The organism is Microcoleus sp. AT9b-C3, from assembly GCF_036705485.1.
GTDB lineage: Bacteria > Cyanobacteriota > Cyanobacteriia > Cyanobacteriales > Microcoleaceae > Microcoleus.
This window is the reverse complement of record NZ_JAUBUR010000030.1, coordinates 41444-54709: the sequence shown is the minus strand read 5'-3', so window position 1 is coordinate 54709 and position 13266 is coordinate 41444. Positions and strand designations below refer to the sequence as shown.

At 44.6% G+C, this 13266-nt stretch carries 10 protein-coding genes; 1 reads left to right on the top strand and 9 read right to left on the bottom strand.

Going from position 1 to position 13266, the window contains the following annotated elements; all coding sequences use genetic code 11:
* Window positions 1-35 precede the first annotated feature (35 nt).
* The 3 genes from feoB to QUB77_RS23465 all read right to left on the bottom strand — a co-directional run bounded on the left by feoB (window position 36) and on the right by QUB77_RS23465 (window position 3152).
* Window positions 36-2375, bottom strand: a complete 2340-nt coding sequence (feoB, locus tag QUB77_RS23475) for a Fe(2+) transporter permease subunit FeoB (RefSeq protein ID WP_333178583.1) — start codon at window positions 2373-2375, stop codon at window positions 36-38.
* Complete coding sequence (locus QUB77_RS23470) at window positions 2375-2617, bottom strand: FeoA family protein (protein WP_333178580.1); 243 nt, start codon at window positions 2615-2617, stop codon at window positions 2375-2377. Before QUB77_RS23470 ends, feoB begins: the two co-directional genes overlap by 1 nt.
* A 157-nt stretch (window positions 2618-2774) precedes the next feature.
* On the bottom strand, window positions 2775-3152 hold the full coding sequence (locus QUB77_RS23465; protein ID WP_333178577.1) for a FeoA family protein: 378 nt from the start codon (window positions 3150-3152) through the stop codon (window positions 2775-2777).
* Between the two features lie 494 nt (window positions 3153-3646).
* Between QUB77_RS23465 and QUB77_RS23460 the strand changes: the two genes are divergently transcribed.
* Window positions 3647-4555, top strand: coding sequence for an alpha/beta hydrolase (locus QUB77_RS23460; protein ID WP_333178574.1), 909 nt, complete (start codon window positions 3647-3649; stop codon window positions 4553-4555).
* Window positions 4556-4644: 89 nt separating this feature from the next.
* Here the strand turns inward: QUB77_RS23460 and QUB77_RS23455 are convergent, their stop codons facing one another.
* The 6 genes from QUB77_RS23455 to QUB77_RS23430 form a co-directional block, all read right to left on the bottom strand.
* Complete coding sequence (locus QUB77_RS23455; RefSeq protein ID WP_333178571.1) at window positions 4645-5088, bottom strand: DUF4079 domain-containing protein; 444 nt, start codon at window positions 5086-5088, stop codon at window positions 4645-4647.
* A gap of 313 nt (window positions 5089-5401) precedes the next feature.
* Window positions 5402-6196 (bottom strand): WecB/TagA/CpsF family glycosyltransferase, encoded by a 795-nt coding sequence (locus QUB77_RS23450; RefSeq protein ID WP_333178569.1) that lies wholly within the window; start codon window positions 6194-6196, stop codon window positions 5402-5404.
* Window positions 6197-6637: 441 nt separating this feature from the next.
* The gene (locus QUB77_RS23445) at window positions 6638-8008 is read right to left on the bottom strand and encodes an O-antigen ligase domain-containing protein (protein ID WP_333178567.1); all 1371 of its coding nucleotides are present in this window, start codon (window positions 8006-8008) and stop codon (window positions 6638-6640) included.
* A 104-nt stretch (window positions 8009-8112) separates the two neighbouring features.
* Window positions 8113-9237: a glycosyltransferase family 4 protein gene (locus tag QUB77_RS23440; protein WP_333178564.1), complete on the bottom strand. Its 1125-nt coding sequence runs from the start codon at window positions 9235-9237 to the stop codon at window positions 8113-8115.
* A 443-nt stretch (window positions 9238-9680) separates the two neighbouring features.
* On the bottom strand, window positions 9681-10832 hold the full coding sequence (locus tag QUB77_RS23435) for a glycosyltransferase family 4 protein (RefSeq protein ID WP_333178561.1): 1152 nt from the start codon (window positions 10830-10832) through the stop codon (window positions 9681-9683).
* A 1521-nt stretch (window positions 10833-12353) separates the two neighbouring features.
* On the bottom strand, window positions 12354-13034 hold the full coding sequence (locus QUB77_RS23430) for a CPBP family intramembrane glutamic endopeptidase (RefSeq protein WP_333178558.1): 681 nt from the start codon (window positions 13032-13034) through the stop codon (window positions 12354-12356).
* Window positions 13035-13266 lie beyond the last annotated feature (232 nt).

Below are 13266 nucleotides of genomic sequence, written 5' to 3'. Positions count from 1 at the left end.
TAGTTAACAATTAACAGTCAACAGTCAACAGTCAACTAACTACTGATTGCTGCGCGTCGCTTGGGGCGTATTGCACCGATCATTTTTAATCCCCCAAGTGTCAGCGCCATAGCTATTACCAGTCTCACTACCCAAATAACTGAAGATTCTGGATGCTCTGCATATGTCGCGACTTGATAATAGAGGACTGCAACCCAGTAACCTAAACCAGTAGTCCATAAGCCTGCGAATACAGTCCATCCCAAGTTAGTTTCGCGGTAAAGCGCAGCCGTTGCGGAGACGCAGGGAAAGTACAGCAATACAAAAAGCAAATAAGCAAAAGCTGCTTGATTGGAAGCGAACCGCTGGGACATTTGTCCGTAGGTGCTACCAGAGATACCTTGGTCTTCTTCCGCTTGTTTTTGGTCGGTAATATTAGTAGAATTTAAGCCGAGGGGATCGAAAAGTTGACGGGGAAGTTTTGTAAGATTCTCTGGTATGCTAAAAAATGCTTGGCCGATATTTCCCCAGAAACTAAATTCTTCTTCTTTCTCCGGTTCTCCACTTGCTGCTTTTTGTTCGTCTGCTAGTTGGGTGTACAAGGAATCTAAGGTTCCAACCATTACTTCTTTGGCAAATATTCCTGTTAGCAAACCGACGGTGGCGGGCCAGTTTTCTTGGGTGATTCCCATTGGTGTAAATACAGGTGTTGCCGCCTGGCCGACTGCACTAAGAATTGAGTCTTTGCTGTTGTCTTTGCCGAAGGAACCGTCGGTACCCACTGAGCTCATGAATCCTAGTATAACCACCATGATCACGATCGCAATTCCGGCCTTTGTGATAAAAGCTTTCAGCCTGTCCCAAGTACGCAGCAGCACTCCTTTGAGCTTGGGAATGTGGTAGGGCGGCAATTCCATAACAAAAGGCGCAGCTTCTCCTTGGAGGATGGTATTCTTGAGGATTAGTCCGGTGAGAACAGCGGCTAGAATTCCGATTAGGTAAAGTCCCAATACCATGTTTTGACCGCCGACTTGGAAGAATGCGCCGCAAAATAGGGCGTAAACTGCTAATCGGGCACTACAAGACATGAATGGATTCATCATAATCGTCATTGTGCGATCTCGCTTATTTTCCAATGTCCGCGTCGCCATAATTCCGGGGATATTGCAGCCGAAACCGACTATCATCGGCACAAATGATTTACCTGGAAGTCCGACAAATCTCATCAATCTGTCCATCACGAAGGCAGCCCGCGCCATGTAGCCGGAGTCTTCTAAAACAGACAAACACAAGAACATCATGCCAATTTGGGGGATAAATGTAGATGTGGTTTGAATGCCACCACCAGCACCTTTTGCGAGAAGTCCAATCAACCATCCTGGTGTGCTGATACTTTCTAAAAGTTTAGCGAAACCATCTACAAAAATTGTCCCCAAGGCTATGTCAAAAAAGTCGATAAACACTGCACCAACGTTAATCGAAATGGTGAACATTAGGTACATTACCGCTAAGAATACGGGAATGCCTAAGAAACGATTGAGAACAATTTGGTCAATTTTGTCGGAAACGTTGGTTTTGACTTCCCTAGAACATTCGGTGACGCCTTGGGTTAGGTTGCGGATGAAGGTGTAACGGCTGTCGGCGATGATAATATCGAGGTCGTCATCGAGGGTTTCATGGACTCGGCGGCGGTGCGGAACGACGATTTTTTCGAGTTCTGTACTGGCTAGTTCCGGGGCGACTGCATCCTGATATTCTAACAGCTTCAGGGCTGTCCAGCGGGCATCTACGGTGCGATTTGGGCTGTGTTTTTCGATGTGCGGGATGAGTTGGACGATCGCATCTTCGATCGCAGCCGGATAAGCGACATAGGCAGATGGTACGATCGGCTTAGCCAGTGCCATGTTAATAGCATCCCGCAACAGAGGCAATCCGTCATTAGAAGCAGCACTCATCGGCACTACCGTACAGCCGAGGCGTTCTGCAAGTTTATTGACCTTAATTTTGAAATCTCGTTCTTTGGCAACATCCATCATGTTCAGGCCCAAAATTGTCGGTACGCGCATCTCCCAAATTTGGGTAGTGAGATACAAATTGCGCTCTAAATTAGAAGCATCAACAATATTAATAATTACGTCAGCTTCCCCAGATAGCAAATAATCTCGCGCTACCAATTCATCGAGTCCGGTGTCTCCATCTTCGGCATCAAGAGAATAAACTCCCGGTAAGTCAACAATCGTAATTGCTAAACCATCGTGAGTATATTTTCCCTCTTTGCGTTCTACAGTTACTCCCGGCCAATTGCCTACTCTTTGGTTAGCACCTGTCAGGGCATTAAACAAAGTAGTTTTGCCGCAGTTAGGATTGCCCACCAATCCAATAATTTGCTTAGTCATTATTTAACCTCTTCTACAAATAGGGTTTTGGCTTCATCTTTGCGTAAACTGAGTTTGAAACCGCGCACTAGGATTTCTACGGGATCTCCTAGGGGTGCGTGCCTGGTGACGGTAAATTCTGTTCCCGGTGTCAGCCCCATTGCCAACAATTTGCCTTTGTAACCTCTGGCTGTTTTCTCGTAGCCAATGACGCGGCCGATTGCGCCGACAGCTAAATTCCCTAGTTGTTTTTTCTCGTTCATCTGTTGTTTGAATGCAGTCTAAATTGGTAAAAATTTAATGAAATTTCAGAATCTGTGAACATCTCTCTTTTCTCTGACTCTGCGCCCTCTGCGCCCTCTGCGGTTAATAAAAAATTTTTTTCACCAATGAAATAGGATTGCTGTAGATGCAATTTTTCTATGGCAATTTTGAATTCCTACACATAATTTTCTGTGCCATCCCTGCCCCCAAACCGATGCGGTTGTCGCCAATCGCCACAATTACAGAACCGCCAGAATTGCTGATGATTTGAACTTCGATTCCGGGGACTAATCCCATACCAATCAGACGGCGCACCCTGCCTTCTGAACCTTGGAGTTTGACAATCCGCAATTTCTCCCCGATGCTTGCCATTGCTAGGGGGAATGATTTACCACCCGCCACCGCAGGCTGAGTTTCGGTGCTGCCAGACTCGCTTCCAGAGACTTCAGGTGTCTCGCCGTAAAAGGTGAAACCCGCGAACTGTCTAGGGTTTGACTCTTGCTTCTGTTCGCTGTATTCTTGGTTTTGTTTCATGGTTCTTCTCAGAGTTGATCGGTTTTAGCAGCAAGTTGTTTGGCGTTACTCCCAGGATACTATTGAGATAGATTGTCAATAAATTTAACACGGGAGTGCACGCCTCGCCAAACTTGGGTTGTCAGGCTACTTGTTTTCTGGGAATATTTCGGATACACTTATTCCCCGCGATCGGAAATTTGATGCTTTTTTTGCGATCTAGAGTGGAAATCTCTCTTAGGTTAGATGCCAATTTGCGGTTAAATTGCGCGAGTGTCAAACTTACTGCTCTTAAGCATCTTATCTGAAAAATTATTTATTAGCAACAATTCTCAAATATATTTACCAGAAGTCAACAGAATCAGCCATTGGTGGGACGCCGCGATACTAAATATCGATCGAATTTTAATGACTCGCCCCAACTCCTAAAATAGCGATCGAGCAAGCATATATACTTAAATGTTAGGGCGGACAGAGTGGCATCGCCCCTACCGATTCACAATTTATCAAGAATTATGCCAGCAAGTTTTCTGCCAAAGTCGATCGCACAACTCACAGAATCTACCTCAATTGCCTTAGCCCAAAGCATTCAACGGGAAGCAATTGCAACTCCCCTATCTTCTGAGCCAATTACCACAACCTACGTGCGCCAAGGCAGGGGAAAAACACCGATTTTGCTACTTCACGGCTTCGACAGTTCCTTGTTTGAATTCCGCCGCCTGTTGCCGCTGCTAGCTGCCGAAAATGAAACTTGGGCGGTTGATTTATTGGGTTTTGGCTTTACAGAAAGAGCGGCGGGTTTGGCATTCAGCGCGAGGGCAATTGAAAGTCATCTTTACTATTTTTGGAAAACGCTAATTTCGCAGCCTGTAATCTTAGTCGGTGCTTCAATGGGAGGTGCAGCAGCAATTGATTTCACTCTCAATTATCCCGAAGCTGTAAAACAATTAGTGTTAATAGATAGCGCAGGTTTTGCCATCACTTCTCATAAGGGAAAGTTTTTAATTCCTCCTTTAGGGTATCTAGCAACTTCCTTTTTACGCAATCCCAAAATTCGCCAGCGAATTAGCGTCAATGCTTATTTCGATAAAAATTTTGCTTCTCTAGACGCTCAAACTTGTGCTGCTTTGCACTTGGAAATGCCCAACTGGAATCAAGCTTTAATTGCGTTTACCAAAAGCGGCGGTTACGGAGGTTTTGGGGAAAAATTATCGCAAATTCAGCAGCAGACGCTGATTTTGTGGGGAAAACAAGACCGGATTTTGGGGACGGCGGATGCGGAAAAGTTTGCAAGGGCGATCGCAAATTCTCAACTAATTTGGATACCCGACTGCGGGCACGTTCCCCACTTAGAAAAGCCACAGACTACCGCGCAGCATATTTTAGAATTCATCACAAAAAGCGGACTCACGCAAAAAAATTAAACCTAGGGTGCGCTGTGGCGCACCTTACATACTTACATATATGGTTTCCCTGGCACATTTGGTATAGTTTGAGGTCAAATAGACAGGTTTCAAACTTTCGGCAAATACTTTTGTACTATCGTCCATCCTGTGAGCAACACAGTCACAAATCCCCCACACAAGGCCAAATTAGTGCCGATATGGAGGGGGCGCGCCCAAGGATGTTTAGGGCCAATTTGTAGCCCGCTTCCCACAGAAACCAACACCAAAGCCACAACAGCTAACCCGGCCGGTAAATGAGCCGAGTGACCCAAATTGCCGTACTCTCCTAGCGTACCGACTACACCAATTCCCAGCAGTAAAATTACCAAAGTCGCCATCCCCACACCAGTGGCTAAATGAAAGGGACGCAGCCATTTTGGGCGCGGTTGTTTGGTACTGCGAGCCACAAACATCCACGTTCCAGTAACGGCCAGCAAGAGGTAAGCCAACAGGGAAACACCCATTGACCAAGCCGCTATTTTCCACAACCACAAGAAAGAAGGCAGATTCATCGGTTGCATCCCTAATTAGGATTTTCCACAAAAGGTTTCTTTCCGATTTTACCTGGACTTGAAAGCAAAAATGAATACTTTTGAGAGAAAGTGCGAGGGAGCATCTGATATTTGTAAAAACACTTATTCTGGCTCCTTCCTTCTGCCTCCTCCCTCAAAACTTCAATTTTAGGCTTGGCTGCTTTCATTTTTCATTGAGATGCTCCCAAGTGCGATCGGACTATCCACAGATTGCATCAGTCTTACCTTGAAGTCAAACCCACTTTCTCCGATTCTCAGCTTAATTTACGCTAGAGATTTGTGGTGCCCCTTTTTAGGAACCACCTTTCCATTCTAGCTGGCTGGTTTTGCTCTCCATGAAAGGCATTTTATAAAACCCTAATTTTTGTTCTAAAATTAATCGGAAAAAAGGCAGACCTTCAATCAAATATCTTTTCCACAACCTTCTTGGTTCACTTAAAAGTCTGTACGCCCATTCTATGCCGACTTCGCTCATCCATTTGGGAGCTCTAGCTTTGCAACCAGCTTCAAAATCAATGGTTGCACCTACGGCTAAGAAAATTTTGACGTTTGTTAATTTGCTCCTGTATTTAACCAGCCATTTCTCTTGCTTGGGCGCTCCCACTCCTATAGCCAGAACTGTCGCTCCTGATTTATTGATCGCGTCAATTATTGTTTCACATTCTTCCTCATTTTTTTCAAAGCCAAAAGAAGGAGAAAGTGCTTCAACCACTATTTCTCTACCAATTTTTTGGTTGATTTTTTCCTGGGCTTTCCTAGCAATACCTTCAGCAGCTCCTAGCAAAAATATTTTAATTTTCTCGTTATCTTTGTGATACATATAAAATGCAGGGAACAAATCAGAACCAGAAATTTTTTCTTTGAGAGGAGTGCCCAAAAACTTGGAGGCATACATCAATATTTGACTGTCGCAGACTCTATAAGTAGATGTATTGTAAGCTTCATAGAAGTCGCGGTCATACTGCAACTTAATCAAGTGGTCTACATTCGGTGTAAATACGACACCACCTTCGCAGTCGAGTTTTTCAAACAACTCTGTGATTGACAAGTTATCTATCGAGACATTCAATAAATTAACTGTTTTCATTTATGATGCCCTTCCCGCTTTATATTCAACTACAACTCAAACTATTATAACCCACAATACAGTTTCGTGTTTTAACTACCAGGGTGCTTCAGTGAACATACTTTTCTCAGTATATCCTCCTACACCCTGCCTGTCTAGTGAGGATTTTTAAAGATTATGTAAAGAATCCGCTCGTTTTAGAAAAAGTGTATAAAGCCCATTTTTAAGTTGATAACTCGCAACACAGTTTCAAGAAAAAACCATCCCGTGCTAATACTTGTTGAAGCATTGCAAATGAATGTAAAAAAGAGTTTATGAGATTAAAATTTTAACAGAGTGAGAAATATCTCGCAAGTTCCCAACTGGATTTCATCCCAAAGTGGTAGATTTTTTAGTTTTTGTCTCCCGGAAAGGCAAGATAGTGTCAAGCTTGAAGTGAAGCAGCGATCGCATTCCTGAAAATCATCCTGATTTTTGGTGAACCAGAGACTGTCTGCTTGGTGGCGAACTGGTTTTCTTGGCCTTAAGACTTTCTGGAGCTTTTAAGACCAGACCTGATATTCCTCCAGCAATCAGGGCAAAAATCGGGTTAGTCATAGCATTCAAAACACAGTCAAACACGTACATAGTTAAGGCTATTCCCAGGGTGGCAGCAGGTGCTACCTTGGGATTAGACCAGGTTCTGGCGGGATATTTGAATACGGCAAAGACGATAACAGGAAGTAACAATGAAGAAAATAAACTAACTAAACCGACTGCACCGTTGACGCCAAATGCAATAATCCATAAGCTGTCGGTGACCGCGATATCTTGGCCGTAGGCGTTATACACGCGGTTTCCGCCGGAATCTCCCCAGCCAAACATGAATCTTTGCCGCGCCTTTTCCCCCAATATCTCTTCATTGTCAAATCTAAACTTCAAAGAGTCGGCTCGTTCTTCGCCAAATACTGGCTTGATGAATCCAATCACGTCTTCGCTCGAAAATTGACCCGATGCAGCTATGTACAGATAAAACACTATATATCCAATTATCAATAGCAAGGGCAAAGAGGTGCGAAACAACTTGGCAGAGAATAATACGATCAACGCCATTCCAAATAAACTGTAGGCGCCCGTAGAACGGCACAGGAAAAAAGCGATAGTTAATATAATTGCTAAAATCTTGATGTTACGGCCCATAAACTTTTTAAGCGTCCCAGTTTGCCACAGCCAAACGGCAATTAAGGCTGCTGTCATCATCCACAGGCCCACCATCAAACCGTGCTGCATAAACACTACTGGTCTCCACCCCCCCAAACGCCTTGCTTGACCCCAGTCCTCAAAGGCATTGACGCCGTAAATCATTTGGTGCAGAATTGGGCCCTTCACCCCTTCAACTAAAGTAAAAGGAATGTAGGCTAACCCACCTGCAAAAATCCCGATCGCCAATTGTCGCAGCCCCTCTAAACTTCCCACATACAAGCGTCCTAAAAAATAAGGCAGACCCCAAGTAACGATTTGGTTGACAGTTGGAGAAATGGGGCTGCCGCCATTACTAACTTGTGAAATAATTGGACATAAACAGTAAATTACTATTGGCACGTCCAGCCAACCGGGCTTAAAAGATGTGAGGCGCGCCGTATCGTAGATAAGAGTCCCCAGCAAAATGCCGTAGCAAGCTGCGGAGATTTTGGTATACGGTGGCAATGAGGGGATGGGGTAAGAAGCTTGCGGCAAAAACAGCCACGCTACCACAAAACTTATAATTACTGCCCGTAGAGGCGGAAACCTCACAAACATGTAACAAACGACTGGAATAAAGCCGAACATAGCAAGTGGGATTAATGCAACCATAGGTTTTTTTGGCAGTAAAATTGTAGAAAGACAACTCACATTGCCCGATAAAAATTCTCGCTTAAACGATCGCCCCACCCCAATCTTTTAAATCAACCTCAATTTTACGTCTGGTTCGTTAATTGTGCCTGACGTTCCAAAGCAGTGTACAGTGCCGCCTCGAAGAGATTAGTTGCATCATCCCAAGTATAATTTATCACCGTCTGCAAAGCTGTCTCGGACATGGCGCGCCATTCGGCATCAGACAACTGACAAATCTGCTCGATCGCTTTTGCCATATCCTCTGGGTCTTCTGGCTTGACAAGTATGCCACCCCCGCCCGCAAGTAGTTCGGGAGCCGCACCAGCAGGAGTCCCGATGACCGGAGTGCCACAAGCCATAGCTTCTAAAATTGGCAAGCCGAAGCCTTCGGATCTGCTGGAAAACAGCCAAGCATCGCATTTGCTGTAATATTCTTTTAATTGGTCTTGAGTAGGTTCCTTATTATACTCAGTACCATCAGGCAGCAAATCAGGAAGAGGACTATCGTGGCCGGCACTAAATGCCACTAAACGAAGGTTAGGAATTTTTTTAGCAGCTATAGAGAAAGCTTTCAGGGCAATATCGCAGCCTTTCCAAGGAGTTGTAGTATAATACATCCCGACTGTAGGAACTAATTGCTTGCCTCGCGGCTGCTTCGAGCGCGACTGGGGGTCGTAAAACTGTTTGCTGTCCACCGTAGGGGGGACGAGAGATACAGACAAATCCCCGTATTCATTCCGAGCTATCTCTGCCAGCCACTGGGCCACAGCGATTTTGTGCATCGGTAGCCGCCAAGTTGCCTCTACTCGACCTTTTGGTAGGTACTCAAAAGCCTCGTAGTGTTGGAGAAAATATACTTTCGTTCCTTTGCTCGGAGAGAGTTTGGCCACCCACTCGGCAGTTTCCCACCAAGTAGCCATGATAATATCGGCATCAGGTACGTCACGGTCAGTAATTGGACGGTTGGTTTCGATGACTCGACTTTCGACATCCACCTTGTCAAAGTGAGACTTTTGTGTCTTGGGAGCGGGCTGCCAACCCCTACCGCTCAGCAGCGATCGCAATTGTTGGATTAAAGTCGGTTGCGGCAGGGGCATAGAGACAATAAATATTTTGTGTCCTCTCTTTTGCAGCAGTTCTGTGTAGATAGATAAAACCCTCATGCCACCTGTAAGACTAAGGGTAGGCAGGACAAAAGTAATTTTCATGAATAGATGCTGAAGATTGATACTGGTTAAAACTCCTCCCTCCTTAAAGCAAGTTGGCACTTACCAGCCTCTGTTTGGCTTTTCTGCGGGGTGCGGAGCTGTGCTGGAGGCGATCGTAACTCGATAGTCGAGCCGATCTTACTTTGTCGTCAGGGAGTTTTCCCAATTACAAATCGGGAGATGTTTGACGACTAGACAAGTTTAACCTGTAACGGAGCCCGCTTTAAAACCTCCGTTGCACTCTAGTTCAGATTTTGGCCAATTTATAACCAGTATTCCTTCGTCGCACCGGTCAGAATTCGTGTCGAGACTGCTGCGTAGAAAACAGGACAGGGGCGATTTATTTTACTTGTGGCACAAGCACCCCACCAAACGATATTGAGTTTCTGCCCAGAAATCCGGCGCCGAAAACACCCGTAGCGCCGAATTTCCAATTGCAGCAGTTAGCAAACCGGAATTTTTGCATAGTTTGCTGTATAGGGAGAAAACGGAACTATCTTCACGGCGCGCTGTTGAGATTTGTCTATAGCAACTTTCAACGCCATTTCAAAATGATCCGTGGCATCTTCCCACGTATAATTGTTCACCTTGGCATAGGCTGCTTCAGACATGGCTTGCCACTGGGAATTTCGCAACTGACAGATAGACTCTATGGCTTTTGCCATTTCTTGGGGATCTTCAGGTCTTACAAGTATGCCAGTACCCCCCCTCAAAATTTCAGGAGCAGCGCCTGCTGGGGTACTGATGACGGGAGTGCGGCACGCCATCGCTTCGATAATAGGCAAGCCGAAGCCTTCTGAGCGGCTAGCCAGCAACCAGGCATCGCATTTGCTGTAATAGTCTTTGATTTTGTCTTGGTCGGGTTGAATTACATACTCGGCATTGGCTGGTAGCGGCAATTCCGGGGATGGGGCCTGTGTACCGAAGGCAACCAGACGCAGGTTGGGGATCTTTTCAGCCGCTAGGGAAAAAGCTTTGAGGGCGATGTCAGTTCCTTTCCAGTAGACTGTAGAGTACATTAGACCAATTGTAGGAACCGATTGTTTGTTGCGAGGACAGGCGTAAAATTGCTTGGTGTCCACGGTAGGAGGAGCCAAGGAAACTTGGCGATCGCCATATTTAGTCCTAGCTAGCTCAACTAACCACTCCGAAATCGTAATTTTGTGCATGGGCAGCATCCAAGTTGCTTCTACTCTTCCTTGAGGTAGATAGTCAAAAATTTCGTGGTGCTGGATAAAATAAGCTTTTGCTCCTTTGCTAGGAGAGAGTTTTGCTACCCACTCGGCGGTTTCCCACCAGGTGGCAACTACTACGTCAGCGTCAGGTACATCTTTGTCTTCTACCGGGCGGTAGCGATCGGTAATTTTGTGTTCTACACCTAAGTTATCGAAAAATGAGGGTTCGTTTTCAGGTGGGGAAATCCAACCTCCGCCCCGCAGCAGCGACTTGACTTGCTGGCGCATACTCGGCTGGGGAGGGGCTACAGAGATGACGAACACGGAGTGGCCTCGCTTTCTCAAAAGTTCTGCGAAAATAGATATTACTCGTATTCCACCAGTTAGAGACAGAGTAGGAAGAACAAAGGTGATTTTCATTTTTAAGTCCCGCTGAAGACTTTAACTCGCTTTCGGCGCTGGTACCAGCGCTGATGTTATAGCGTAAAAGGAAAGAGGGGCGGGTGAATATTAATTACCCCTTTCCTGGTGTTTACATAGAATCCAACCGATCGACTGTTCGCCACACCCCAATATCTATCTGCCAAAACTTCACTGTCGTTGCACTGATAATAACGATGGATGCGATTGGGAAACAGTTCCCCTAGGGATAATTTGTAGATCAGCGAAATGTCATCCTGAAGATAGATACCTCCTCATATACTAGCTTTTTTCGTGACAACAATCAATTCGGACAACAGCATCTGTTAAAGATAACATCATTTACTATACAACCGACAAGGATGTACGGTAAACCGAATAGTAGCCCACTTTTAAGGTGCGGGACAAAGGTAGCATTTGCAACAAAATTTAGTAGATTGAGCGAGTTTTGCAAAATTTTATACTAAATTAAAGAGGGATATTCTTACCTTAAGAATGTTGAGTCCTCCATCGCTGCAATAGATATAAAGATCGATCGGTAGCTTGGATTTTTTGGTAACAGTCCTTTAGGTATTGATTGACACAATATCCTATTTTGTCAGGATTCAGAGATGGTGGTGTTCTCAGATACCAGCAGGCGCGATCGCGCGAGTGAGCCTCGTGGAGGCGCGAATGGGGAGAGAAAGCCTGTTTTTCAAGCGATATCCCTGGCCCTCACTTGTCGTATGTTTGTGAAACAACCCAGTTGATACCTCTACTGTTTGAAAAAATAGGTTTCCAAATCATGCTACAGAAGATAGAGTTTCACAGATATAAATTTAGTTAGGTGCCGGAGTTTTAAATTTTTTAATAAAAGGCGATCGCCTGAAAAAACTCCCACAAGAGACTGCCCCTGCGAGGCAGAGTCTATGTAGCATCACTGCCCAATTCCTGTCTAAGTAATTACCGTAAAAAAATCAGTAGCAAATTATCACATGATCCTATAAAGATCAAAAGAACACTCAAGGTTAATCGGCCTATCTTGTGTACACCTTAACTCCTAAGCAGTAGCAGTGGCCTCGTGGTATGTATCAAACGATTTCGCCTACAAAAAATTTCATGTTATCAAATCATCATTTTTCCTGAGTTGGCAATTCCCGATGACAATCGGTGTGCTCTTGAGGGCCCGGCAGCCGATGCTTGTAGCGATATGTGGGCCAGTTTTCATGCAGCTAAAATTATGCGATCGCCAGCAAAACCAAACCTATAATTAAAACCAGATACCTTAACGGAAAGCATCTGCCGATGGGAAGATATGAACCTTCGATTATTGCACAGCATCAGTCATTCAATTTTAGATTTTAGATTTTAGATTTTGGATTGATTCCACGGATAAATCCGGGGGCTTGAGGATTTTAGATTTTAGATTTTAGATTTTGGATTGATTCCACGGATAAATCACGTGGCGGGTACCACCTTTGAAATTCGCTTGTCAATTTTTACTGTATAATTAATTGCCAGGAATAGTCGCTAAAAAAGCAGCTAGTTAAAAAGGATTTGCCAACCAATACTTGCTAGGGCTAAATCTGCGATCGCGTGGCTGATATAACTAGACCAAAGCGAACCGTAAGTTAGATAAGAGTGAGACCAAATTATCCCGGCGGCGAAGACAGCTAAGGAACCTAAGATCACAGCCTGCCAGTCGCCGTAAGCTGCTATTACAAAAATGTGGTGGAGCGTGAAAAATAGCGAACTCAGAAATATTGCTTTTGTTCCAGGTATGAGAATCTGGCATTTATTGCAGACAAACCACCGCCAAGTAAATTCTTCAATCAGCGAGTTAACTAGCACAAAATATGCTTCCACAATCAAGTAAATATTAGGGCTGCTAATACCTAATTGGTGCGATTTTTCCTTAGCAACTACAGGATCGATCCACTGCTGGCCAAAAAGGCTATAGATACCCAGAATTACCGCAAACATAAATATTCCCCAAATAGTTCCAGCCAGCAATTGTTGGCGCTTGGGCAGGGATAAACTGAGCTTTTTGCGATCGACAAAAACAGACCACGCGATCGGAAAAACTAGCAACCAAACTTGACAAAAGACTGACAGTATTTGTCCCCAGCTTCCAGGGGCAATATACAAGCCTGCTATGATACCAATACTAGCCGCAGGTACAAGTAGTGTTAAAGCCAATAGTGCTTTTTTGCGATCGCTCATGTCCAGCATTTTTCACGATTTATTGTAAAATTGGATTGATATCAAAGGTAAAAGCTTAGCCGCTGCCGACAGGCGATACCACTTTCCCAAAAAAATGCAACTTTAGGAAATAGCCAAACCCGTATCCAGTCAGTTATTCCCAATTATTTAATCTAAAATATAAAACTGTATGAGTTTTGTGCCGCTTATAAAAGTGGTGTCCCTTTGTGGCATCGAAAAATATACAGTTGCA

What these genes read in the sequence shown, in the direction of transcription:
- QUB77_RS23455 (WP_333178571.1), bottom strand. Translation starts at nt 5,088, where the DNA reads ATGAATCTGCCTTCTTTCTTGTGGTTGTGGAAAATAGCGGCTTGGTCA.
- QUB77_RS23465 (WP_333178577.1), bottom strand. Translation starts at nt 3,152, where the DNA reads ATGAAACAAAACCAAGAATACAGCGAACAGAAGCAAGAGTCAAACCCT.
- QUB77_RS23445 (WP_333178567.1), bottom strand. Translation starts at nt 8,008, where the DNA reads ATGGTTGCATTAATCCCACTTGCTATGTTCGGCTTTATTCCAGTCGTT.
- QUB77_RS23460 (WP_333178574.1), top strand. Translation starts at nt 3,647, where the DNA reads ATGCCAGCAAGTTTTCTGCCAAAGTCGATCGCACAACTCACAGAATCT.
- QUB77_RS23470 (WP_333178580.1), bottom strand. Translation starts at nt 2,617, where the DNA reads ATGAACGAGAAAAAACAACTAGGGAATTTAGCTGTCGGCGCAATCGGC.
- QUB77_RS23435 (WP_333178561.1), bottom strand. Translation starts at nt 10,832, where the DNA reads ATGAAAATCACCTTTGTTCTTCCTACTCTGTCTCTAACTGGTGGAATA.
- QUB77_RS23450 (WP_333178569.1), bottom strand. Translation starts at nt 6,196, where the DNA reads ATGAAAACAGTTAATTTATTGAATGTCTCGATAGATAACTTGTCAATC.
- QUB77_RS23440 (WP_333178564.1), bottom strand. Translation starts at nt 9,237, where the DNA reads ATGAAAATTACTTTTGTCCTGCCTACCCTTAGTCTTACAGGTGGCATG.
- QUB77_RS23430 (WP_333178558.1), bottom strand. Translation starts at nt 13,034, where the DNA reads ATGAGCGATCGCAAAAAAGCACTATTGGCTTTAACACTACTTGTACCT.
- feoB (WP_333178583.1), bottom strand. Translation starts at nt 2,375, where the DNA reads ATGACTAAGCAAATTATTGGATTGGTGGGCAATCCTAACTGCGGCAAA.